This is a genomic window from Candidatus Limnocylindrales bacterium, from assembly GCA_035559535.1.
Taxonomy (GTDB): Bacteria; Moduliflexota; Moduliflexia; order Moduliflexales; family JAUQPW01; genus JAUQPW01.
Map to the genome: position 1 here is coordinate 244,772 of DATMBG010000051.1, position 23,082 is coordinate 267,853.

Here is a 23,082-nt window from a genome sequence, read left to right on the forward strand (position 1 = left end):
TTTTATGTGAATACCGAAATCGATTAAACCGAGGAGAGAGAAAAAGAATGTACAAAAAAATCTACGTTCCCCTGGATAATTCAGAGCACTCCAATGCCTGCGTTGATTTTTCTGTAGCTCTGGCAAAACATTTTGGATCTCAGTTAGTAGGAAGCCATGTTTATGCGGCCAGAATGCACGATATACGGTTTAGACAAATGGAATATACTTTACCTGAGGAATATCAGGATGAGCAGGAACTGGAACGGCAGAGAAAAATTCACGATAGCCTTATAACGATGGGCCTACAACTCATTTCAGATTCTTATCTGGATGTCATGGCCCGAATTACGGAGAAAGAAGGGTTATCCTTTGAAAAAAAAATGTACGATGGGAAAAATTTTCAGGTCATCGTAGACGACATCCAGAACAGCGATTATGACCTGGTCGTTATTGGAGCTTTAGGAATGGGAGCCGTTAAGGATAGTCAGATTGGGAGTGTCTGTGAGCGGGTCGTCCGTCGGATTAAGGTTGATACCTTCGTTATCAAAAATACGCTTCCCTTACAAGAACAAACCGGGAATATCCTTGTTGCCGTGGATGGAAGCCCCCAATCCTTTGCAGGCCTCAAGACCGCCGTTGAACTCGGTAAAGCTTTTCAGAGGTCTGTGGAAGCTGTGGCTGTTTATGATCCTTATTTACACTATGCCATGTTCAACAGCATTGTAGGGGTTCTCTCTGAAAAGGCAGCCAAGGTCTTCAAATTTAAAGAACAGGAACAACTCCATGAAGAAGTCATTGATACGGGATTAGCCAAGATTTATCAATCCCACCTGGAAATTGCTCGAAACGTGGCGAAGGAAGAGGGGATCGACTTAAAGATCACTCTATTGGACGGTAAAGCCTTTGAAAAAATTTTAAAGTATGTCCGAAGGGAAAAACCCTGGTTACTGGTGGTGGGTCGGATCGGTGTACATAGTGATGATAACATGGACATTGGAAGTACTACCGAAAATCTTCTTCGACTGGTTCCCTGCAATGTTTTAATCTCCAGCAGGAAGTTCATCCCCCCCATTGATATTAAGGCCGAGGCCAGTATTGTCTGGACCGAAGAGGCCAATCAGAGAATGGAACGGGTTCCGGCCATGGTTCGAGGAATTGCACGAACTGCCGTTTTAAGATATGCCATGGAGCGCGGACACTCCATCATAAGTTCCAGTGTTATTGATGAGACCATGCGCGCTGTTTTACCGGAAGGAATGGTCCGGGCTATGGGGCTTGCCGCGGAAACCATCGCCGTAGAAAAGGGTCGGCTAACAGAAGGTACAACTTACATTTGCCGATACTGTGGGTATGCAGCCAAAAATGTACGTCCCCTCAATTGCCCTGTGTGCCATGCTAATGCCGATCAATTTGAAAAAGTTGATAAAGTAGCCATCGAGTCCCTGGCCCCCCTGGAAGGAGGGGTTGAAGAGGAAGAAACCTTCGATGGGATTAAATTGAGCTGGACCCAGGAGGCTAAAGAGCTTTTAAGAACGGTTCCTTCGGGCTATATGAGACGAAGGGCCAAAGCCCGGATCGAAAAATCCGCCCGGGTTCGTAAACTGACCACCATCACCAGGGATCTGGCTGCTCAGGTTATCGAACAAACTTTGGAAGAAGATCGCCTGGGTCGAGAACCCGAGTCAGAAAAGGAAAAGAAAGGAAAAGATGTTACCTCTTCCCCATCCGATCCTTCGGCTGAATTAACCTGGACCGAAGCTGCCATAGAACGCCTGAATCGAGTTCCTGCCGGATTTATGCGAAATATTACCAGGGATAAAATCGAAGGAGTGGCCCGCGAAAAAGGTTTGAGGCAAATTACTTTGGAAGTCACCGAAGAGGGTATTGGAATAGCCAGAAAAATGATGGAAGAGGCCATCGGAAATTATACCAAGGGCAACTCTTAAAGTGAGCTAAAGTGCCTAAAGCGGCTAAAGTATAAAATTAATTTTAGCTCCCTTTAGGCACTTTAAGGCACTTAAAAACTTAAAACACCTTAAGGTACTTACATAAATGAAAAAATATAGAGACATCGTGGGGGATGGAGGATCTAATATCCTCGGCCAAGTCGGGCAACAGATGAATCGGTTAAAAGCCCGGATGGATAAAATCCGCCATAAGGTGGCTATTATGAGCGGAAAGGGAGGGGTTGGCAAAAGTTCCATTACCGCCAATCTGGCCGTTCTTCTTTCTTTAGAAGGGTATTCCGTTGGAGTCCTGGATGCAGATATCAACGGGCCTTCCCTGGCTAAAATGATGGGAGCTCGCGGGCAGAAACTCAAAACCACCCAAGAAGGTGTTCAACCTGCTCGGGGTTTTCTGAATATCCCGGTTATGTCCATGGACCTCTTTCTCCCCACCGATGAAACTCCTGTTATATGGGAGGCACCTACGCAACAGGACTCCTTCACTTGGCGAGGAAGCATGGAAGTAACAGCCCTGCGAGAGTTTCTCTCGGATACAAACTGGGGAAACCTGGATTTTCTACTCCTGGACCTCCCACCGGGTACAGATCGCCTCCCCAATATCGTAGAATTGCTTCCAGACCTGGGAGGAACCTTGATTGTTACCATCCCTTCGGAAGTCTCCCAACTGGTCGTCAAAAAATCCATCTCCGTTGCCAAAAACATATTGAAAACTCCTGTGATCGGACTGGTAGAAAATATGGCGGGTTATGTTTGCTCCCACTGCGGTACTTTAGGAGAGCTATTTCCCTCTGGAGATGTAAAAGAATGGGTCCAATCCTTAGAGATTCCCTTTTTAGGAGAAATACCCTTTGATCCCCGTATCTCAACCTCTGCCGATTCAGGTACTCCCTTTCTGCTGGAATACCCAGATTCACTGACCGGACAGGCTTTCAGGGAGATTGGAAAAAAAGTGAAGGAGTTTTTTAAAGTAAGCTAAAATGTCTAAAACGTCTAAGGGTCTTTTAACTTTCATTTTCTGGAGCCCCCTTAGAGGACTCAAAAACTTAAAACCTCTTAGCCCGGTTTAAACACTTTAGCTTGCTTATTTCCAGTTATGAAATTTCTTTGTGTCGATTGTGATGAGCCTATGAAAATCAAGAGAACTGAGGGGCCTGAAGAGGGGTCCTTAACGGTTATATTTGGTTGCCCTATTTGTCAAAGGGATATCGCTTTATTGACAAATCCCTGGGAAACTCAATTGCTCAGATCCATGGACATAAAAGTAGGGGGAAAGACGGTCCCGGCGGAACCTATGTCCATGATTCGAACAACTTTAGCCCAAAAGCGCGAAGAAAGTAAGGATAAACAAACCGTCTTGGGCCCGGCATTGGAAACCCAGAATCAGAAGGATCAGGAACTTCAAACCTTGGATTCCGGACCGGGTTGCCCTTTTTCGCAAATAGTGTCCGATGCCTTTGCCCATAATACCTCTTCATCTGGTAAAGAGCCTGTTTGGACCGCAGAAGCTGAGAAACGGCTAGAACGGATTCCAGGCTTTGTAAGGCCTATGGTAAAAAAGGGTGTTGAGATGTACGCCAGGGAACGGGGCTATAGCGAAATAAATGAAGCCGTTATGGATGAAGCTAGAGGAAGATTCGGCATGTGAGATAAGTTATGAGCTATCTGGCTATTTTCATTCTCTGGTTACATGTTTTAGCAGTTATTACCTGGATTGGGGGAATGATTTTCACGCTGGTAACCCTTGTCCCTAATCTGAAAACGCCTTTGTCCATTGAACAACTACGGCTTTTTCAGAATGCCCAGACCCGATTTCACTTCCTTGCGGCAAGGGCCGCCGAAATTATTGTGCTGACCGGTATTTTCAATGTGCTGATTCGTGGATATTATTCTCAATTTCAATATTCCCCGGCTTATATGTGGATACTTACCTTAAAAATCATCCTCCTCGGAGTGATGATTGCGATCCGGGTGATAAGTTCCCGTACGGCGGTTTCGAAGATCAGTGATTTTCTTTTGACCCTCCCACCTGCTAAACAGTTCACCGACCAAATACCCGATTCTATTATGCAATTACAACGAAAGTCCCAATATTTCTTGATGATTAATACGGTGCTTGGGATGGTCGTTCTGTTTCTGGCTCTCATGCTCAGGAATTTTTGAGGTGGGAAGATGTCCTGTTGAATACCTCTACAGCCGGGGAGCCCAACTTAAAAAGTAACGGGAGGTCCTCATTTAATTCCTAAATTTAAAAATCGAAAAATTATGGAGTATAGAGTTCACACCATCTCCTGGAACATTACCAAACGATGCAATATCCAGTGTGCCCATTGTTATCTGGATGCTGCCTACAGAACCGGGGAACGGATCGGGGAATTAAGTACCGAAGAATGCTTCCGAATTATTGACCAGATTGAAGAGGTAAATCCCCATGCTTTATTGATTCTGACGGGAGGAGAACCTCTATTAAGAAAGGATATTTTTGAGATTGCCCGCTACGCTTCGCAGAAAAAATTTATGGTCGTTATCGGAACGAACGGGACCATTCTCAATGATAAACTGGTACAGAAAATGGTGGCGGCGGGAGTTAAAGGGGTCAGTATCAGTCTTCATTCGGTAAGACCGGAAGCCCATGACCACTTTACCCAGGTTCCTGGATCCTGGCAAAAAGCAGTCCGAGGGGCTCAAGTCCTCAAGAGGAATCAGGTGGAGTTTATTATCCAGACTTCTACCATGTCCTGGAATTACGATGAAATCCCCAGGATTGTGGATTTTGCCTATGAACTGGGGGCCCGGTTTTTCAACCTTTACTTTCTTGTGTGTACCGGTCGAGGCCAGGGACTTAGTGGAAAGGATATTAGCGAAGCCCGGTATGAAGCCATGCTGGTGCAGGTATTTGAGATGCAAAAGAAGTATCAGGGTAAAATGCTTATCAGTGCCAAGTGTACCCCTCAATATAAACGGATTGTTTACGAAGCTGATCCCAACTCTCCTTACCTCAAGAGCTACTCAGGCGGCTGTCCGGCAGCTACCCACTATGCCCAGATTACTCCCACCGGGGAAGTAACCCCCTGTCCTTATATGTCTATTCCCTTAGGAAATGTCAGAAAGAAATCCTTTGCCGAGATCTGGCATACCTCACCCCTTCTTAATCAGCTTCGAGATCGAAAACTTCTCCAGGGAAGGTGTGGAAGTTGCGAATTTAAGGTGGTTTGTAGTGGATGTCGGGCCAGGGCTTTTGCAGAGACGGGTAACTACCTTGCCGAAGATCCCTCCTGTCAGTATGAGCCTGGTAAGTATAATTTTGTGGAGATTAAATTGGAGGAGACACTCACCCTCGGTCTGGAAGCAGACTTTCAATTAACCTGGACGGATGAAGCTAAAAAACGACTGGAAATGATTCCTTCTTTTGCCCGTGGAATGGTTATAAAAGGCGTGGAAGGTTATGCTCGAAGTAAGGGTTATTCGGTGATTACTCCCGAGTTGATGAAAGAAGTCCGGGAGAAGGCCATGCAGAATATGGGAGGTATGTTTTCTTTATTTAAGAAGAATGAAAACAATCTCCTACAGATTCAAGATCTAAAGAATTAATTTCGAGATCCATGACCACCCCATCCAAAAAGTTTCATCAGGCGGCTCTTGTTTACCTGATAGGAGCCATCCTGGTCGTTTTTTTGACTATTTTCTTGGGCGGTACGCCCGAGCGAAAAAGCGGTGAACTTCGCTCCCTCATCCCCGCAGCTATTATTTTACCCATTTTAGCCGGGCTCGTTTATAAGGAATTTCGTATCCTGACCAAAATTTTAGCCGTACTGGCCGGAATTCGAACCCTGGTATTTTTACTGAACTTTTTGGGCTTCCAGATTGGATACGATTTTCATGCTCATACCGTTAAATTCAGCTCAGAGAATCTCTTTACGTTTAACTATCTCTATCTTGTTACAGGACTTTTAACGGGCTTTATCTGTTACATGCTGGCGCGAGCAGCCTGGGATCTTTCGTAGGGGCGGAGGGCCCTCTGCCCGTACAAAACTAAGTACTGAGTGCCGAGTAACTACTTATCACTCGGTACTCAGCACTGTCTTACGTTAAAAGCCCTTCACTGGGAGCTATTTCATACTCTCTTAATCCCTCGATATCTTGTTCTTCTTCTCCGGTAACCCTGGCCAAAAACCGCCGAATCAGAGGACCAAATTTATGGTACTCCAGGAGGAACGCATCATGACCGTAAAGTGAGTTAATGTTGTAGTATTCCACATAGGAGCCATTGGCCCGCAGGGCACGTACAAGCTCCTCAGAACGGTAGGGCGGAAAAAGCCAGTCTCCGGCAAAGGAGATAACCAGAGATTTACAGGTAATCCGCTTAAAGGATTCCTCCAGGCTACTGTATCCTTCTGAGGCATCGTATAAGTCCATAGCCCGCAATAAATAGAGGTAGCAGTTGGCATCGAATCTTTGAACGAACTTTTCACCCTGGTATTCCAAATATCTTTCCACATCGAAAGGGCTGGTCAGGTCATGTTTCATCTTTTCAGGGTTTAGATGCCGTCGGCCAAATTTTTCCCACATGGAGTGGTCACTGAGATAAGTGATATGACCGATCATTCTGGCGATAGCCAATCCTTTCTTGGGCGCTTGTTTTCCGTAATAATCTCCATGGTTCCAGTTTGGATCTGCCATGATGGCCTCCTGGGCAACCTTATGAAAGGCGATACCCTGAGGGGTGACACAATAGCCAGTAGCAATGGGAATAATAGAACGGACCATATGGGAATAGCGGAGTCCCCATTCCAGAACCTTCATCCCGGCCGAAGATCCCCCTGCTACTGCCACTAAACTCTTCACTCCCAGGTAATCGATCAACTTCTTTTGAACCTCTACCATGTCTCCCATGGTAATAATAGGAAAGGACATTCCATAGGGTTTTCCGGTTTTTGGGTTAATGGAAGCCGGACCTGTGGTACCTCTACAACCTCCCAGATTATTGCAGCAGATAACAAAGTACTTACTGGTATCGAAGGGTTTTCCAGGTCCGATAATGGGATCCCACCAGCCGGGATATTTATCCTCTTCTGAATATCTTCCAGCAGCATGGGCATCTCCGGTCAGGGAGTGAATCACCAGGATGGCATTATCTCGGGTAGCGTTTAGAGTCCCATAAGTTTCATAGGCTACCGTGATAGGACTCAATTCTGCACGGTTCTCTAAAACGAACGTTTCTGGCGGTTGGACAAGGGTACAGGTCTGGGTTTTTACAATTCCGACAGAACCTTGATCGGTCATTTTTTTGTCCGTTGTTCGTTGTCCGTTGTCCATTGTTTGTTCGAGAAGATAATAAATTTCTCAACAAAGGACAACCGACAACGGACAGCAGACGAAAAACTACTTTTTCTGTGATTTTTCTAAGGCCTGTTCAATGTCCCAGATAATATCTTCCACATCTTCCAGTCCGATGGACAGGCGGATCATATCTGGAGTAACACCACTTGCCAGACGTTCCTCCTCACTCAAGCGACGATGGGTAGTACTGGCAGGATGGATAACCAGACTTTTCGCATCTCCGACATTGGCCAAATGGGAGAGTAACTCCACACTTTCAATAAATTTAATTCCAGCTTCAACCCCACCCTTAATTCCAAAGGTCATAATGGAACCGGCTCCACGAGGTAAGTACTTCTGAGCCAGTTTGTAATAAGGGCTATCCGGCAGGCCCGGATAATTAACCCAGGTTACCAGGGGATGTTCACTCAAATACTTGGCCACGGCCAGCCCATTCTGACAATGCTGCTTCATTCGAAGGGAAAGGGTTTCAAGTCCCTGGAGCATCAAGAAGGCATTAAAAGGACTCATACAGGCCCCAAAATCTCGCATCATCTCCGCCCGGACCTTCATAATGTACGCAAAATTTCCGAAAGTTTCGTAGAACTTCATGTTATGGTAACCCGGTGAAGGTTCTACTAACTCCGGAAAGGTTCCGTTATCCCACGGAAAATTCCCGGAGTCTACAATGACACCCCCGATGGAAGTTCCATGTCCTCCAATAAATTTAGTAGCCGAGTGAACTACAATATCGGCTCCGAACTCAAAAGGTCGACAAAGGTAAGGGGTGGCAAAGGTGTTATCCACCATAAAAAGAAGGCCAGCTTCGTGGGCGATTTTAGCCACAGCCTCCAAATCCAACACATCGATTTTAGGATTTCCCATGATTTCGCCGTAGAGGAGCTTGGTCTTACGGGTCAGAGCTTTCCTGAAATTCTCAGGATCATCCGGGTTTACAAAAGTTGTTTTAATACCGAATCGCTTGAAAGCAATGGCAAACTGATTACGAGTTCCCCCATACAGATTGGTGGAGGATACAATTTCATCTCCTTCCTTAAGGAGAGATAAAATGGCCGTAGCCTGGGCGGCCTGACCTGAAGCGGTTGCCAGAGCACCGACTCCCCCTTCCAGGGCAGCCATCCTCTCTTCAAATACCGCCACCGTTGGATTCATAATGCGGGAATAAATACTCCCAAACCGGTTGAGTTCAAACAGATCGGCTGCATGCTGAGTATTCTCAAAGACAAAAGAAGTCGTTTGATAAATGGGAACAGCCCTGGCTCCCGTATTGCTGTCCGGTCTTTGTCCGGCATGGATCATGAGCGTATTAAATCCAAATCTTCTATCTTGTGCCATGTAAACTCCCTTAGAAAGTGGGAGAGTATGGAGGTATGGGAGTATAGAAGTAAATTCTCCCGCTCCTCACCCCTCCCCACTTCCATACTCCCACACTCCCCTACTCCCATACCTCCATACTCTTAAATCTTTCTAGACGTAATAACCCCCGTATTAAGTCCTACCAAATTAAGGCCCTGGAAAAACCGGCAATGTTCTATTTTCACACAACGATCCATTACAACTTCTAAGCCAGCCTCCCTGGCACGTTTAGCCGCTTCTTCGTTGATAATTCCCAGTTGCATCCAGATGACTTTCGCTCCAATAGCAATGGCTTCTTCCACAATAGGGGGTACGTCCTCTGGCTTTCGAAAGATATCCACAATCTCTACAGGTTCCGGAATATCTTTAAGGGACTTATAGCAGCGAAGACCTAAAATTTCCTCATAATTGGGATTTACAGGGAATATTTTATACCCCTGGCTTTTCATATGAATAGCCGCCCGGTAGCTCGGACGAGAAGGTTCTGGAGAAAGCCCAACCATGGCGATATTTTTATACTTAAGTAAAATATCTCGGGTTGATAGAGAGAAATTACCGGTTTCGATTCCTGCAAATTTTCCCATGTATTTGTTCATGGCTGATTTTTTATGATAAATAGGAGTTCATCATCTTAATAAATCATAAAAACCAGCTTAAATCGGTTACTGATAAAGTCTAGTTACCGGATAACCTCCTGTCAAACAAAATCTGATCTACAGCGTTGCTCTCTTAATTCAAAGATTCCTTCTATTACTTCGTAAAGTTAGATTTGAATAGCTCTTCTACCCTCCCCCCAACTCCCTCTCCCGAGGCTTCGGAAGAGGGGGCGCTTGGGGAGTTGTGGAGATTTGCTGGCTCCCCTCTCCGCCCCCACCCCTTCCCTCCCCGGCCACGGGGAGGGTGAGGGAGGGGGAGAGGGACCGGGGGTGAAGGAGAATCACACAGAATTAACTTTCCAAGGTACTACCTTTGTACCGGATCTTTGATTGTAAAGTATCTTCCGTTCCTGTGGAAACAGGTTATTTCATTTTTTGCTTCAGAACGCTACCCTGTTCCCGGAGAAGGACCCGGTGACCCGTTCGGTTAGGACTTTTTTAAATCTCCTGATCCTTGGGTAGAATCATAATTTGTGGTATTCTCACATGATCGGGCTGTTCCAATATAAACCGTACACACCGGGCTACCTCTTCAGGTTGCAAGGGTCTCGGTATATTCAAGGAATCTTTTGGATGAACTTTATAATCCCGATGAAGTTCGGTCAGGATAAGTCCCGGTTGAATACAACTGATCTTTACATTGGTACGTGCCAACTCCACCCGTAGCGCTTCTGATAAAGCTTCTAAAGCAAACTTAGTTCCGGCATAGGCCCCTGCCATGGGACGTATCTTGGTTCCCAGTACACTGGAGGTATTTATCAAGTGTCCGTGGTTTTGAGAAAGAAAATATTTAACCGCTACATACGCGACCCTGTAAGCGGCCTCCACATTGACCCGTACCATTTGACAAACCTTATCTATATTGATTTCAGGGATGGAACCGACTTCAATCATTCCGGCGTTATTCAACACAATATCACACCGCCCAAAGGTTTTTAAAGCCTTATCCAGCAACCTTTGAGGTAAATCGACCTCGGTAATCTCTCCGGCTATAAAAACAGTCTCTTTAAGTTCCGAGGAAAGTTTTTCCAGCCGATCGGCTCTACGAGCGGTAAGAACTAACTTCACTCCTGCTTCATGAAGGTTTCGGGCTACTGCCGCTCCAACTCCACTGCTGGCCCCGGTGATGATGGCCACTTTATCTTTCAAATTCATATCAGAATATTCCTCTTTAAGCCGAACCCCTCCTATCCCCATAGCATCAGGATAAAAAGGTAGCCCCGCGGCGGGGCGACCTGTGGATAGCCCCCGGCGTGAGCCAGGGGAAACAGGATAACAGGATCCTTTAAGCCACAACGGGGCGACCTGTTTAATCACCAGGGAGCTTGAAAAAATTCTGAATTTCTGAACCCCCCGACCTTTCGTCGGGAGCTACCAACCGTTCGCCTCTGATGGGGCTTTTCGACTTATGCTGGTGTGTATACCTCCTATCCCCCTTTGAGAAGGGCCAGGAGAGTCCGGCTTCTCTCCCAAATCAACTCCACCTCTAAACTATCCCAGCCTGCTTTTGTTTCTAAAATAGTTTAAGCAAGGATGAGATGTCAAGCAGAATAGTATTGACGCCGAAGTAGATCCCGGGTATGCTTTTAATGATTTGTAAAGCAAATAAAACGACTCCAGAATTTTCTTTAGAAAGGATAACAAAATTCTATGGCAGGTACTTCCATTGAAGAGCGGTTATATGAGCAATTGATAGGAATTCTAGGGAAGACCAATGTTTCAGACAACGATCTGGAACGGTTTGTATATTCTGGAAGCGCGGGGGTTTCTATGCCGCCTCGGCGGGTCATAGGGGAATATGGACCTGGAAGTCCTCCAGCTTTCATAGTTTGGCCGGAAACCACAAGGCAGGTGGTAGAATTGGTTCGTCTGGCCAATAAGGAAAAGATCCCTCTGGTCCCTATGGGAGGAAGTGTTGGTTTACGAGGGGGAAGTCTTCCCTTGAGCTCAAACGCCATTGTGGTGGATATTAAAAAGATGCATAAAATTCTGGATATCCATCCCGATGCCATGACCATAACCGTCCAGGCCGGAATTGTTCGACCCGAAATGGATGAGGTGCTGGCAGCTAAAGGTTTTTGGTTTCCCCATGATCCTCCCTCCCATCCTGTTTCCGCCATCGGTGGATTTATATCGACGGCTGCAGCCGGCTGGTGGCTCCCCAAGTATGGATACATGGGGGATCTTCTCCTGGCCTTGGAGGTAGTACTCCCTACCGGACAGATTCTGAGAACCAAACCCGTGATGAAACATTCGGTAGGACCCAATTTAAACTGGCTCTTTGTTGGGGCTGCAGGTACTTTAGGGATTATTACCGAAGCCACCTTGAAGATTTATCCCTTACCTGAAGCCCGCTATACCCGGGTTTATACCTTTGATTCCTTTCATAAAGCCTACCGGGCTGCCTATGAGATTAACAAACGGGATTTGAATCCCTATGTAATGCGGGTTGGAGATGATGGGCATAGTAAGGTTTATTTAGGCCGTGCCCTTCAAACTCCTGAGCTGACAGGTTTTACGTTGGTAGTAGGGTTTGATGGAATGAAGGAAATGGTTGAGCTTCAGGATCGATTGGCTCGAGAAATCGCACTTCGCTATGGAGGTAGAGATTGGGGCCTGGAGTTGGGACAGCGTTTCTGGGATACACGGCTCAGCTACTGGAAACAAAGAAAATCCACCGAATACTCCACCGATGTCATTACCACAGCAGCTACCTTTGATAAGATAGAGAGTTTATATACGGCCGTTCGTTCCCTTTATGATCGATTAGGAGTTCACTTTTCTATCCATATCCCCCATTTCACTCCCAAGGGAGCCTCCCTTTACTGTATCTTTAAACAACCTGTGAGTCCCGAAGGATTAGAGTTAAATCGACGGGTTTGGGAGGAGGGAATTCCCCTTGTTCTTCAACATGGAGGGACCCTGGAACATCATCATGAAATCGGTTATTATCTGTCTCGATACGTTTCATCGGAGTTAGGGACCGGATTAGAAGTTTTACGCGCTATTAAAAAGGCCCTGGACCCGAATAACATCTTAAACCCTGGAAAACTGGCACTATAAAAATCCTGTCCACGGAGGAACCCGAAGGACCTAAGTGAATAAACACTTCAGGGTTCTTCGTGGTCCTGGGTGGATCGATTAAACCACGTGTACCTGGAAATTCATACAGCGGATATTCTTTCCTGTAATATCTGTTCGTTTAAGTATTGCCGGGGAGCCTGTCCGGTTTATGATATGGTACGTTCAGAGGGTATAGCTCCTTCGGGTTTCAACCACTATGCTTTAGGCATATTGAAGGGAATGATCCCTTACACCCCTTCTGCTGCGGAACAGATTTACAAATGCATGACCTGCGGGGCCTGTCGAACCGACGGATGTGTAGTTCCGGGTTTTGGTGACCCTATCGATACCCCCCGAATTATTGAAGCCATGCGGGCCGAAATTGTAGAGCAGGGGATGGCTCCACAATCTGTCCGGGCACTGGCTCAACGAATACTGGAAACCGGTAATCCCTATGGAGAGCCCCCGGAGGCCCGGGGAGCCTGGTTACCGGTCTCCCTTCTATCTGAGAGGCAGGCCGATATTTTATATTTCATGGGTTGTGCAGCCGGATACGGATATCCGGCTCCCGCCCAGGCGGCCCTCCGCTTGTTAGAAAAGGCCAGAGTACCGGTTATACTTTTAGGAAACCGGGAACCCTGTTGCGGGCTGACTCTGTTCTCCATAGGTGAACGAAAGAAAGCCGCCGAGTTAGCACGCCGGAATGTAGAAACCTTGCAGGCTACAGGAGTTCAGGAAGTCATCTTTTCCGATGCAGGCTGCTATCGCGCTTTCAAGAAAGTCTACCCGGAGGAATTGAAGGTATCTGTTCCTTTTAAGGTTTACCATATTACAGAGTACCTGGAACGTCTGGTCCTGGAAGATCGTCTGACCTTTAAAAAGAAGCTAGAAAAAAAAGTAACCTATCATGACCCCTGTAACCTGGGTATCCAGTCAGGGGTTTATGAGGCTCCAAGAAATCTTCTCGGCAAGATTCCCGGGTTGAAATATATAGAGATGAAAAAGACGCGGGATAAAACGCGATCCGTAGGGGTAGGAGGAGGATTTGAATTCATTTTTCCTGAGATGGCCAAAGAGCTTGCTTTAAAGCGTATTGAGGAAGCCCAGGCTACAGAAGCTGAAATTCTTGTAAGCGCCTGTCCTGCTGTCGAAGCTCATCTCACCGCTACTGCCTCGGGACAAACAGGACTTTTAATCCAGGATATAACCGAACTTTTGGTTGAAGCCCTGTAGAAGGTAAACTTATGATCCAGGGATTTCAAAACCGAGGGATAGTATGGGATTATATTAAACCCAGGAGAGGGTAATTTGTCGTCTCTAAATAGTTCCTTTAAGGAAGAAGGAACCATTTATGAGAGCCCATTTTTTATATGTCATCTATTCAAAGGACCATTAACCGGACTGTCTTAGAATTGGTTCAAGGAGATATAACCGAATTGGCGACCGATGCCATTGTCAATGCGGCCAATACCGCCCTGATTCTCGGGTCTGGAGTAGCCGGAGCTATAAGGAAGAAAGGTGGACCTCGTATCCAGGAGGAATGCAACCGAATTGGAGGTACCCATGTGGGAGGGGCCGTGATTACAACGGGAGGAAATCTTCCTGCCAGATATGTTATCCACGCGGTAGGTCCTCGATGGGGAGAAGGGAATGAGGACGATAAACTTCGGCAGGCTACTTTAAACAGCTTAAAGCTGGCCGATCAGCATCAACTCAAAAGCATAGCCTTTCCGGCCATCAGTACCGGAGTTTTTGGTTTTCCCATGGACCGGTGTGCTCGAATTATGCTTACCACGACCCGGGAATATCTTCAAGGAGATACAGGATTAGAGAAAGTAGTATTTTGTCTCTGGGATACTCCTGCCTTTGAAACCTTTCGGTCGGTTTTAGAAGAGTTATCTTCTGACATTTGAAGTAGGGAACAAAGTACGATGTCGTAACCAGGTATGGGAAGTTATTAAGATTAAAGATAATGGAGATGGTTCCTGGGAGGTAAGGCTCTATCCTGAAAATGAAGGGAAGCCCCAATCCTTCCTCTACCTCCCATACTTCCATCGAACCTGTCCGTTCTGCCATCGATTATCTCACAGATTGCTGAAAAAACCTTTTGATTATTTCCAGGAGCTGGGAACCATCATAGATTTGCTTTATCCGCTGCAGATGGAGTAGGGGCGTACGGCCGTACGCCCCTACTTTTTTATCGAAACGCCAGGCGAGAAGGTATCAGTATATGACCAAACCTTATGAAGACGAAATCGCTGCGAATCTTGATCGTGCTGAGGAGTCGATACAAGCAGCAAAAATATTGCTTGCAGCAAATCACTTTGATTTTGCAGCATCTCGTGCCTATTATAGGAGAGATTCTATTCAGTTTGATATTACTCGTCCTTATGCAAAAAACCTTTAAAATCGCTGGCGGAGACCTGTTCCCGGGCTACGGCCTGACCAATCCGGCATAAAGCTTCGATTTGATCCACACAATCTATTTCTGAAACCCGGTCCAGATCAATGTCCCTGGGTAAACCCAGCTCGTCAAAGCGTTTTCGTGTGAAGGAAACGGTATAACGATGATACGTTAACATCCTGGTCGCGAAGGTAATAGCCCGCGCATCTATGGACCTTGTCGAGGGAAAGTTGGATTTGGGAGCATTGACTTGCAATTGCTCCACGTCATTTGTGGTCGGCATATCGGCATCGTCCATTTCATAATCCATCCACCTCGGCTTAGGTGTATGGCTGATAAGCTTCATGAGTAAGTTCTGCTGTACATTGACATCGTCCATAAGAACTTTGACTATATAGTTGGCCCAGTGGACAAGGGTATAATTTTGCGCTTTGTCTCTGGCAATTTTATTCTGCTTAAATCCCGTACCTATCGAGATGAGTAAAATTTTATCTACCCCGGTATCCCACCCGGCACTATATCCCGGTATCGTCGCCTCAAGAAATAATTGAAAGGAAGGATTATTGAACATACTGACTCCGCCGTCTATGAAGTCCAGTCTCCGTCCATCCGGTAAGGTAATCCGGTGGGGAGGGAAAAAGGTCGGTGCTGCAGAACTGGCTCTAACCAAATGCCAGAGCGGAATTCTGCTGTTCTCTTCAAAGAATTTGTTCCTGGGACTGTTAACAAAAAACCAGGGTGTACCGGTGTTTATATTTTTGGCAACAATCATCAGCAGGGTCCGTAATTGGTCTGAACCTAAGGTGATATCTCCCAGAAGATATTGGAGTTGCCGTTCTAAAGGCTCTGGGTTGTATTTTGACCATAACCGACCCCACAACCACCGCTTTTGAAAGACCCGAGGTCCTAATCGTATATAAAAATCCCGTAACTCCCTTGCCGACAAACCCATGGCAAGCCCTGCGGTCAGGATCGAACCTGTGCTTGTACCCCCTATGAAGTCAAAATAATCTGCCAGACACCGCCAGCGAGAGTCAGGTCGACAAAGAATATCCTCGATCTTAATAAGAATCTCGATGGCAATTAAGCCGCGAATACCTCCTCCATCTATGGAAAGCAGACGCTTGGGACGTTTTAAGGCGAGCCTTTCACTTGGAGTCATCTTTCAACACGAACCGTGAATCGCACATCCTGAACTCGTTATTTTAATTATTTAATTGAACCGAAACTATCTTTGAAACTCCAGGCTCTTCCATGGTAATTCCATACATAAGATGCGCAATTTCCATGGTTCTTTTGTTGTGGGTAATAATGATAAACTGGGTGGTGCGGGCCATATCTTGTAGGAGGTTTAAAAATCGTCCTACATTGGCATCATCCAGGGGAGCGTCTACTTCGTCCAGAATGCAAAAGGGACTGGGCTTGATAAGGAAAATGGAGAAAAGCAAGGCAATACTGATCAACGCTTTTTCCCCTCCCGACATTAAGGAAATTTTCTGAAGCCGCTTACCGGAAGGTTGGGCGAGAATTTCAACCCCGGTCTCTAAAATGTTCCCGGGGTCCGTTAATCGAAGCTCGGCAGAACCCCCTTCAAAGAGTTTTTGAAAAACTCCCTTAAAACTTGCGTTGATCGTGTTAAAGGCTTCTATAAAACGAGCCTCTGTAGTGGCATCGATCTTCTGAATGGTGGCGTAAAGGGAGTTCATAGATTCTGTTAAATCGGCCTGCTGATTGGAAAGAAAATCATACCGCTCCTGAAGGGCCTGATACTCTTCAATGGCAGCCAGGTTCACATTCCCTAAGTTGGCCAGCTTCTCCTTTAAGGCTTCAATGCTTTCTTCGATTTCCTGATCGGAGAGCGGAGAAGCTGAAGTGCGGGAAGTTGTGGAGGTGAAAGAAGTTTCTTCCCTGACTTCAAACTCCTCCAGGGGTAATCCTAACTCCGAGGTGATCCGCTCTTTAATATGCTCAAGGGTAACGCGCAGTTCGGTATTTTTAATTTCTTCAGCCTTTAATTTTTCATGGATAACCCCATAACTTTCCTCACGCTCTTTTAAAATTCGCTCAGTATTTTCCAATTCCCTGGCGGCAGCAAAATGTTTTTCCTGATGAGCCTTTTCCTTTTTCTCAAGCTTTTCCCTGGAATCCAGGAGGCTCTCAAGGACGTCCTGGGTTTCTTGAATGGCTATTTCATACTCCTCTCGTCGATTTCGGGCCGTGGTAATCCGCTCCTGAGTCTCCTGGATCTGTAAAGCCAGGGATTGATTCCGTTCTGTAAGCCGCCTGATATCCTGGTCGAGACCGCGTAGTTTTTCCTTCAGAGCCGTATAATGAACTTTGCTATCGGTCAGCCCGGCTACCGCTTGATCCTGTTGTTCTCGACTCTGTTGAACTTTATTTTGTAGGTCAGCAATTCTCTCCTCCTTTTCGACCTTTTTTTCCTCCAGATTCTGTTTGATTCCAAGGGTTTTGGATAATTCCCCATCTATTCCCGTTATCTCCTGACTCAGTTGAGACTGCTCCAGGTCTATAAACTCTAAACGCTTTCTTAACTGCTCCAGGTCTCTTTCTAACTGGTTTACGGCATTTTCTTTATTGATCAAATTGATTTCCTGCTCGCGTCGCGTCTTCTCTAAATTTTTTAAAGCACCCTGGTAAAGCTCAAGCTTATTTTTAATTTCACCTTCTACCTGAAGAAGCCTTTGTAAACCCCGTTCATAGTTTTCGACCTGCTGTTTTAACCTATCCATTTCTCCCTTTTTGGCTAAAAAACCGGTCTCCAACCGCTGGCTCGCCCCCCCATAAAGGACTCCTTGAGAGTCCAAAACTTCTCCTCCCCGGGTGACACAAATCAAAAAGGGATACTTTTGATGAACCCGAATCGCTTTTTCTAAGTTTTCTACAACAACTATCGAATCTAATAGAATCTGAATCGTTTCCTTAAATTCGGCTTTACAGGTGATGAAATCAAATGCCTTCCCGATGATATCAGGATCCTCATTAAGGATAGATGCAGGGACAGAAAGACCCGGGGATGCGGGGATAATCCCTTGATTCTTCGATTCCTGCCCCTCTGTATTCCAGGAGACGGTATCGCCATGCCTGAAAGGCATAAAATAGCCTCGCCCTGATTTCGTTTCTCGTAAAAACCCGATCGCTTCTATTCCCTTCTGATAGGTCTCTACAATCAGAGTTTGAATTTTATCTCCAAGGATCGCTTCAATGGCGACTTCATAGCCCGGTTTGGCTTTAATTAAATCCAGGACGGTAGATTGGATCCCCAATCTTTGGGAAAGATCGGGATTTAACAAAAGAGATCGGGTACCTTCTTTGAATCCGGCATAGGTTTTCTGAAGCTCTTTCAGCGATTCGTAACGAGAACGATTCAAACTGAGCCGATCCTTCAATAAGCTTATTTTTCTATCGAGTTCTTGAAGCGTTTTTTCGATACCCTGAATCTTTTCCTTTAAAACAGGTTCCGTTTTATCCAGTTCTCCCCTCTTCTCCTGAAGCTCCTGAACCACCCCCTTCAGGCTCTCCAATTCTGCTTCCTTTTCTTTCCTCTGGACTTCTATCGCCTCTCGTTCCTTCTTCAGCCTGATCAGGTTCAAAGAAACTCTCTCCTTATCTTTTTTCAGCCGAAGAATTAGATTATTTCCCCGGGTTAAGTCCATGAGGAGATTCATGAGCTGGCCTTTTTCTTTGTCCAGTTGAGCCTGCGCTTCCGAGAGCTGGAAGTTCAAGATCTTCACGCTTTCCTCCTGACTCTCCAGATTCCGCTGATAATGGGTTATCTCTTGAGATAACTCTTCCCATTGGGTCTTTTGGGCCTGAATTTCCTCTTCTGTTTCTTCTTGCTCTTTTCGAAGCCGGGAAAGGATCTCATCTCCTTTTTCCAGGATAATTTTTTGATCCAGAAGCTGTTGTCGTAGCTGCTCTAATTTTGCTTCATGTAACTGGATGGTGCTGGATACACCCTGGAGTTGTTGTCGAATCGTATTCAAATTTTCTTCGGCTTTCTGGAGCTTCTCCCTTTTTTGAATGGCTTCTTCTTGAAGGGCGGAGATCTCGGTTTTTAGTTGGGCCACCTCTCCCTGTAAGGTTTGCAACAAAAGGGTACTCTGCTCCAATTTTTCTCCTAAAGCTCGATACCGGGAGCGATAAAGTCGGGTCTGAAGAGCCTTTATTTCGTTCAAATAACTCTGATAACGTTCTGCTTTTTTAACCTGTCTTTTAACCGACTCCAGTTGACGTTGGACTTCCAGGATGATATCTTGAACCCGGGTTAAATTGAGCCGGGTGGCTTCTAACTTCTCCAGGGTCGCTTTCTTGCGAGCTTTGTACTTGGTAATACCGGCAGCTTCTTCGATAAGGGCCCTTCGCTCTTCGGGCTTCGCATGGATAATGAGATCAATTTTTCCTTGCTCGGCGATGGAATAAGCCCGGGCTCCAATCCCGGTGTCCATAAAAAGTTCTTGAATATCTCGTAAACGACACGGTTTTTTATTCAGAAAATACTCTCCCTCTCCGGAGCGAAACACACGACGGGTAATGAGGATCTCACTGTACTCCAGGGGAAGAACTCCGGCAGGATCTACAAATCGAAGGGAAACCTCGGCCATCCCCAAGGGCTTCCGATTTTTGTTGCCATTGAAGATCACGTCTTCCATGGAATCGCCCCGCATATGCTTGGCACTCTGCTCCCCCAATGCCCATCGAACGGCATCAATCAGGTTGCTCTTCCCACAACCATTAGGACCTACAATGACGGTTATGCCGGGTGGAAGGGTTAAATGAATCTTCTCTGGAAAAGATTTAAATCCAGATAGTATAATCTCTTCTAAGTACATAACTTCATCTGAAACGTCAGGAGGTTTTTAACTTTAGTTAGCCGCTAACTCTAGATATTTTTTGAAAACTAACTTTAGTTAATCAACCAAAAAAGTCAAGTTTTTTCTTGTCAAGAAGTTCTAAAAAACTTTATCTAACATACACAGTCGAATGTATTTGTAAAGGGAAAAAAATAGATCCAGAAACAAAAACTACAATTATCTTGACAAGTGACAGGGATATAATAAAACGGAACTTGAGAAAGGGACAAAAAACAGACTTCTATTGAAAATTTTTTATTCACCAATTTTCAATTGAAAAGATCTGAGGATCCTAGATGGTATGAAGGAAAAGGTTGTATTGGCTTACTCGGGTGGTTTAGACACATCGGTTTCCATCAAATGGCTTCAAGAAAAATATAATATGGACGTCATTGCCCTGACCGTTGATGTAGGTCAAGGAGATGACCTGGATGCCATCAAAAAGAAAGCCATTCAGGTGGGGGCCATTAAATCTATCGTGGTAGACGCCCGGGAGTTATTTGTGAAATATTTCGTGTTCCCGGCCTTACAAGCCGGGGCTATCTATGAGGGGGAATATCCTTTAGCCACTGCCTTAGCCCGACCTCTTATTGCCAAGTTACTGGTTGATGTGGCCTGTTCCGAAGGGGCCACAGCGGTAGCCCATGGCTGTACAGGGAAAGGGAACGACCAGGTTCGATTTGATGTTTCGATCCATACCCTGGCTCCCCAGCTTAAAATCATTGGTCCGGTTCGAGAATGGCGTATGACGCGGGACGAAGAGATTGAATATGCCAAAAAACATGGAATTCCGATACCGGTTACTTTAGAGAGTCCTTACAGTGTAGATCAAAATCTTTGGGGGCGGAGTATTGAGGCAGGTGTTCTGGAAGATCCCTGGATAGAACCTCCCGAGGAGATTTATGAATGGACCGTTAATCCGGCCAGGGCTCCGGATACCCCTCAGTATCTGGAAATTGGGTTTGAGCAGGGAATTCCCACAAGTTTAGATGGGGTTCCCATGGATGGGATTACCCTCATTACCCGGCTCAATAAACTGGCGGGTCAACATGGAATTGGGCGGATAGATCATCTGGAAAATCGCCTGGTGGGTATCAAGTCCCGGGAGATCTATGAAGCCCCGGCAGCCACCGTTCTTCATAAAGCCCATCAGGCCTTAGAGGATATGACCCTTTCTAAAGACGCGGCCCGATTTAAAACCCTTGTTTCCAAGGAATATGCCGATCTAATTTATAACGGTCTTTGGTTTTCAGCCCTTCACCAAGATCTATTGGCTTTTGTTGCCAGCAACCAGCGTTATGTAACCGGTACCGTCCGGGTGAAGCTTTTTAAAGGCGTTTGTAGCGTAGTTGGGCGCAAGTCACCCTATTCCCTCTATAATCTGGCTCTGGCCACCTACGATTCACGGGACACCTTTGACCATAGTGCGGCGCTGGGATTTATCAAGATTCATGGCTTGGCCCAGAAAACCCAGGCCCAGGTGCAACTCCTGGGGGAAACCGCTACAGTCAAAGAACTTCCTTCCATCACACCACCCACTCTAAATAAGGAACAGATGGAAATCATTGAAAATACACAATAACCAGCCCAAAGTCCCAAGCCCAAAGCTTCTGATTCCCAGGACTCTGGACTTGGGGCTTTAGACTTAGGGATAATGATTCGAGAAAATTGGGTAAAGAAAGCAATACGTTCTGGGAAAAAAACCATTGGTGGATGGCTTCAGTTGGGCAGTCCTATGGCAGCGGAAATTATGGCCCATGCAGGATTTGATTGGCTTCTGGTAGATTGTGAACATAGCCCGGCGGATTTTCAAACTCTGATGTTGCAATATCAGGCCATGAGTGCAACGAATACGATTCCTCTCTGCCGGGCTCCCTGGAACGATTTAGTAGCCATCAAGAGAATTCTGGACGTAGGGGCCTATGGGGTCATGGTTCCCTGGGTCAATAATCAGGAACAGGCTGAAATGGCCGTGAAAGCCTGTAAATATCCTCCAGAGGGTCTACGAGGCGTAGCTACCAGCGTTCGTGCTGCAGGGTATACACGAAATGGTGCTGAATATCTCAAGCGGGCCAACGAAGAGATCATGGTCATCGTCCAAATCGAAACTTCAACCGCCGTCCGTAACATCAAAGAAATCCTCTCGGTCAAAGGAATCGACGTGGTTTTCATCGGGCCTAATGATCTCTCCACGGCTATGGGATATCCAGGAAATCGCGAACATCCGGAAGTTCAGGCGGCGATTGCTACCATTGAAAAGGCAGCAAAAGAAGCTGGAGTCGCTTTGGGGACTGTTTCCAGTAGCCTGGAACACGCTAAACAGCTCTGGGATAAGGGCTATCAATTCATCCATCTATCCGGAGATGTAACCCTTCTTGCAAAAGGATCTACCGAAGTGGTTAACAAATTTAGGAGTGAAGTCAAACAAGAATAAACAAGAATAATCTAAAGTCTAAAGTCCAGAATCCAGAGCTCCAACGGCTCTGGACCTTGGATTTTAGATTTATGAAAGAGGATGCAATTTCCGAGTTTCGACTTAAACGGTCGTGTTGCTCTGGTTACTGGTGGAGGTCGAGGGATAGGACGGGCGATTGCCCTGGCCCTGGCCCATGCAGGGGCCGATGTGGCTATTAGTGGACGGACTACCTCCCAACTTCAGGAGACTGCCGAAGATATCAGCAAATTGGGACGTAAATCCCTGGCCGTAACGGCAGATGTCTCAAAGCTACAGGATATCGAAAATATGGTCCATACCGTAGTCAGCGAGTTTGGGAGACTGGATATCCTGGTGAACAATGCAGGAATTAATAAACGGGTTCCTTCTCTGGAAGTTACCGAGGAACTCTGGGATAGCATTGTCGATACCAACCTTAAGGGAACTTTCTTTTGCTGTCAGGCTGCCGGCAGAATCATGCTGAAACAGGGAAAAGGGAAAATTATTAATATCTGTTCCCTGACCAGCCAGATCGGTATGACGACCATAGCCCCTTATGGCGCCACCAAATCCGGAGTCTTGGGGCTTACCCGATCCCTGGCCGCTGAATGGGCCAGATACGGAATTAATGTAAACGCCATCGGTCCGGGCTATCATGAAACGGACTTGACCCGCCCCCTTTTGGAAAACAAAGCCTGGCTGGAAAAGCTGATGCCTCGAATTCCCATAGGACGAGTTGGAACCACCGAAGATCTCATGGGAGCCGCCGTCTTCCTTGCTTCAGATGCTTCTAATTATGTGAGTGGCGAAATTATCTATGTCGATGGCGGATTCTTATCCGGTTGGAACTGGAATTTATAGGCCCGGTGTGACAACCTTAATTGTTTTTCTGTAGGAAGGTCGGTAACTTCCAGGGACCCACAGGGCTAGACAGGTTATCCCTTGATAGCCTCCCAGGGAATCTCTGTGGGGGATTTAGGAGGTCTTGGAAAGGCCTCCAGAGAAAAAAACA

Annotated in this window: 19 protein-coding genes; 13 read left to right on the plus strand and 6 right to left on the minus strand. The window is 46.2% G+C overall.

Going from position 1 to position 23,082, the window contains the following annotated elements:
• The first annotated feature begins 47 nt into the window (after nucleotides 1–47).
• The 6 genes from VNM22_19555 to VNM22_19580 all read left to right on the plus strand — a co-directional run bounded on the left by VNM22_19555 (nucleotide 48) and on the right by VNM22_19580 (nucleotide 5,950).
• On the plus strand, nucleotides 48–1,928 hold the full coding sequence (locus tag VNM22_19555; GenBank protein ID HWP49363.1) for a universal stress protein: 1,881 nt from the start codon (nucleotides 48–50) through the stop codon (nucleotides 1,926–1,928).
• Nucleotides 1,929–2,034: 106 nt separating this feature from the next.
• Nucleotides 2,035–2,925 carry a P-loop NTPase gene (locus VNM22_19560; GenBank protein ID HWP49364.1) on the plus strand — a complete coding sequence of 297 codons (891 nt, stop codon included), beginning with the start codon at nucleotides 2,035–2,037 and terminating at the stop codon, nucleotides 2,923–2,925.
• Nucleotides 2,926–3,075: 150 nt separating this feature from the next.
• Nucleotides 3,076–3,594, plus strand: a complete 519-nt coding sequence (locus tag VNM22_19565; protein ID HWP49365.1) for a PCP reductase family protein — start codon at nucleotides 3,076–3,078, stop codon at nucleotides 3,592–3,594.
• Nucleotides 3,595–3,602: 8 nt separating this feature from the next.
• Nucleotides 3,603–4,109 carry a CopD family protein gene (locus tag VNM22_19570; GenBank protein ID HWP49366.1) on the plus strand — a complete coding sequence of 169 codons (507 nt, stop codon included), beginning with the start codon at nucleotides 3,603–3,605 and terminating at the stop codon, nucleotides 4,107–4,109.
• 102 nt (nucleotides 4,110–4,211) lie between these two features.
• Entirely contained in the window at nucleotides 4,212–5,537 is a 1,326-nt protein-coding gene (locus tag VNM22_19575; GenBank protein ID HWP49367.1) for a radical SAM protein, read from the plus strand.
• Between the two features lie 11 nt (nucleotides 5,538–5,548).
• Nucleotides 5,549–5,950 carry a hypothetical protein gene (locus tag VNM22_19580; GenBank protein ID HWP49368.1) on the plus strand — a complete coding sequence of 134 codons (402 nt, stop codon included), beginning with the start codon at nucleotides 5,549–5,551 and terminating at the stop codon, nucleotides 5,948–5,950.
• A 79-nt stretch (nucleotides 5,951–6,029) separates the two neighbouring features.
• On the opposite strand, the gene VNM22_19585 is transcribed toward VNM22_19580, so the two are convergent.
• The 4 genes from VNM22_19585 to VNM22_19600 all read right to left on the minus strand — a co-directional run bounded on the left by VNM22_19585 (nucleotide 6,030) and on the right by VNM22_19600 (nucleotide 10,453).
• Nucleotides 6,030–7,229 carry a homoserine O-acetyltransferase gene (locus VNM22_19585; protein ID HWP49369.1) on the minus strand — a complete coding sequence of 400 codons (1,200 nt, stop codon included), beginning with the start codon at nucleotides 7,227–7,229 and terminating at the stop codon, nucleotides 6,030–6,032.
• Between the two features lie 99 nt (nucleotides 7,230–7,328).
• Nucleotides 7,329–8,621, minus strand: a complete 1,293-nt coding sequence (locus tag VNM22_19590; protein ID HWP49370.1) for an O-acetylhomoserine aminocarboxypropyltransferase/cysteine synthase family protein — start codon at nucleotides 8,619–8,621, stop codon at nucleotides 7,329–7,331.
• A gap of 122 nt (nucleotides 8,622–8,743) precedes the next feature.
• Entirely contained in the window at nucleotides 8,744–9,238 is a 495-nt protein-coding gene (locus tag VNM22_19595) for a CoA-binding protein (GenBank protein HWP49371.1), read from the minus strand.
• 498 nt (nucleotides 9,239–9,736) lie between these two features.
• Entirely contained in the window at nucleotides 9,737–10,453 is a 717-nt protein-coding gene (locus tag VNM22_19600; GenBank protein ID HWP49372.1) for an SDR family oxidoreductase, read from the minus strand.
• Nucleotides 10,454–10,948: 495 nt separating this feature from the next.
• On the opposite strand from VNM22_19600, the gene VNM22_19605 reads away from it, so the two are divergent.
• From VNM22_19605 to VNM22_19620, 4 genes are all read left to right on the plus strand, one after another.
• Nucleotides 10,949–12,361 (plus strand): FAD-binding oxidoreductase, encoded by a 1,413-nt coding sequence (locus tag VNM22_19605; GenBank protein HWP49373.1) that lies wholly within the window; start codon nucleotides 10,949–10,951, stop codon nucleotides 12,359–12,361.
• A 69-nt stretch (nucleotides 12,362–12,430) separates the two neighbouring features.
• Nucleotides 12,431–13,594, plus strand: a complete 1,164-nt coding sequence (locus tag VNM22_19610) for a (Fe-S)-binding protein (protein ID HWP49374.1) — start codon at nucleotides 12,431–12,433, stop codon at nucleotides 13,592–13,594.
• A 137-nt stretch (nucleotides 13,595–13,731) separates the two neighbouring features.
• The gene (locus VNM22_19615; GenBank protein ID HWP49375.1) at nucleotides 13,732–14,274 is read left to right on the plus strand and encodes a macro domain-containing protein; all 543 of its coding nucleotides are present in this window, start codon (nucleotides 13,732–13,734) and stop codon (nucleotides 14,272–14,274) included.
• Nucleotides 14,275–14,591: 317 nt separating this feature from the next.
• A complete protein-coding gene (locus VNM22_19620; GenBank protein HWP49376.1) occupies nucleotides 14,592–14,768 on the plus strand; it encodes a hypothetical protein in 177 nt (58 codons plus the stop codon).
• On the opposite strand, the gene VNM22_19625 is transcribed toward VNM22_19620, so the two are convergent.
• Both VNM22_19625 and smc read right to left on the minus strand, forming a co-directional pair.
• Nucleotides 14,740–15,927: a patatin-like phospholipase family protein gene (locus VNM22_19625; protein ID HWP49377.1), complete on the minus strand. Its 1,188-nt coding sequence runs from the start codon at nucleotides 15,925–15,927 to the stop codon at nucleotides 14,740–14,742. The genes VNM22_19620 and VNM22_19625 overlap by 29 nt on opposite strands.
• 43 nt (nucleotides 15,928–15,970) lie before the next feature.
• A complete protein-coding gene (gene smc / locus VNM22_19630; protein ID HWP49378.1) occupies nucleotides 15,971–19,615 on the minus strand; it encodes a chromosome segregation protein SMC in 3,645 nt (1,214 codons plus the stop codon).
• 322 nt (nucleotides 19,616–19,937) lie between these two features.
• Between smc and VNM22_19635 the strand changes: the two genes are divergently transcribed.
• The 3 genes from VNM22_19635 (at nucleotide 19,938) to VNM22_19645 (ending at nucleotide 22,931) form a co-directional block, all read left to right on the plus strand.
• The gene (locus tag VNM22_19635) at nucleotides 19,938–21,218 is read left to right on the plus strand and encodes an argininosuccinate synthase (protein ID HWP49379.1); all 1,281 of its coding nucleotides are present in this window, start codon (nucleotides 19,938–19,940) and stop codon (nucleotides 21,216–21,218) included.
• Between the two features lie 72 nt (nucleotides 21,219–21,290).
• Nucleotides 21,291–22,070, plus strand: coding sequence for an HpcH/HpaI aldolase/citrate lyase family protein (locus VNM22_19640; GenBank protein ID HWP49380.1), 780 nt, complete (start codon nucleotides 21,291–21,293; stop codon nucleotides 22,068–22,070).
• Between the two features lie 81 nt (nucleotides 22,071–22,151).
• Nucleotides 22,152–22,931, plus strand: a complete 780-nt coding sequence (locus VNM22_19645; GenBank protein ID HWP49381.1) for a glucose 1-dehydrogenase — start codon at nucleotides 22,152–22,154, stop codon at nucleotides 22,929–22,931.
• Nucleotides 22,932–23,082: the final 151 nt, after the last annotated feature.

What these genes read in the sequence shown, in the direction of transcription:
- VNM22_19555 (HWP49363.1), top strand. Translation starts at nt 48, where the DNA reads ATGTACAAAAAAATCTACGTTCCCCTGGATAATTCAGAGCACTCCAAT.
- VNM22_19560 (HWP49364.1), top strand. Translation starts at nt 2,035, where the DNA reads ATGAAAAAATATAGAGACATCGTGGGGGATGGAGGATCTAATATCCTC.
- VNM22_19565 (HWP49365.1), top strand. Translation starts at nt 3,076, where the DNA reads ATGAAAATCAAGAGAACTGAGGGGCCTGAAGAGGGGTCCTTAACGGTT.
- VNM22_19570 (HWP49366.1), top strand. Translation starts at nt 3,603, where the DNA reads ATGAGCTATCTGGCTATTTTCATTCTCTGGTTACATGTTTTAGCAGTT.
- VNM22_19575 (HWP49367.1), top strand. Translation starts at nt 4,212, where the DNA reads ATGGAGTATAGAGTTCACACCATCTCCTGGAACATTACCAAACGATGC.
- VNM22_19580 (HWP49368.1), top strand. Translation starts at nt 5,549, where the DNA reads ATGACCACCCCATCCAAAAAGTTTCATCAGGCGGCTCTTGTTTACCTG.
- VNM22_19585 (HWP49369.1), bottom strand. Translation starts at nt 7,229, where the DNA reads ATGACCGATCAAGGTTCTGTCGGAATTGTAAAAACCCAGACCTGTACC.
- VNM22_19590 (HWP49370.1), bottom strand. Translation starts at nt 8,621, where the DNA reads ATGGCACAAGATAGAAGATTTGGATTTAATACGCTCATGATCCATGCC.
- VNM22_19595 (HWP49371.1), bottom strand. Translation starts at nt 9,238, where the DNA reads ATGAACAAATACATGGGAAAATTTGCAGGAATCGAAACCGGTAATTTC.
- VNM22_19600 (HWP49372.1), bottom strand. Translation starts at nt 10,453, where the DNA reads ATGAATTTGAAAGATAAAGTGGCCATCATCACCGGGGCCAGCAGTGGA.
- VNM22_19605 (HWP49373.1), top strand. Translation starts at nt 10,949, where the DNA reads ATGGCAGGTACTTCCATTGAAGAGCGGTTATATGAGCAATTGATAGGA.
- VNM22_19615 (HWP49375.1), top strand. Translation starts at nt 13,732, where the DNA reads ATGTCATCTATTCAAAGGACCATTAACCGGACTGTCTTAGAATTGGTT.
- VNM22_19620 (HWP49376.1), top strand. Translation starts at nt 14,592, where the DNA reads ATGACCAAACCTTATGAAGACGAAATCGCTGCGAATCTTGATCGTGCT.
- VNM22_19625 (HWP49377.1), bottom strand. Translation starts at nt 15,927, where the DNA reads ATGACTCCAAGTGAAAGGCTCGCCTTAAAACGTCCCAAGCGTCTGCTT.
- smc (HWP49378.1), bottom strand. Translation starts at nt 19,615, where the DNA reads ATGTACTTAGAAGAGATTATACTATCTGGATTTAAATCTTTTCCAGAG.
- VNM22_19635 (HWP49379.1), top strand. Translation starts at nt 19,938, where the DNA reads ATGAAGGAAAAGGTTGTATTGGCTTACTCGGGTGGTTTAGACACATCG.
- VNM22_19640 (HWP49380.1), top strand. Translation starts at nt 21,291, where the DNA reads ATGATTCGAGAAAATTGGGTAAAGAAAGCAATACGTTCTGGGAAAAAA.
- VNM22_19645 (HWP49381.1), top strand. Translation starts at nt 22,152, where the DNA reads ATGCAATTTCCGAGTTTCGACTTAAACGGTCGTGTTGCTCTGGTTACT.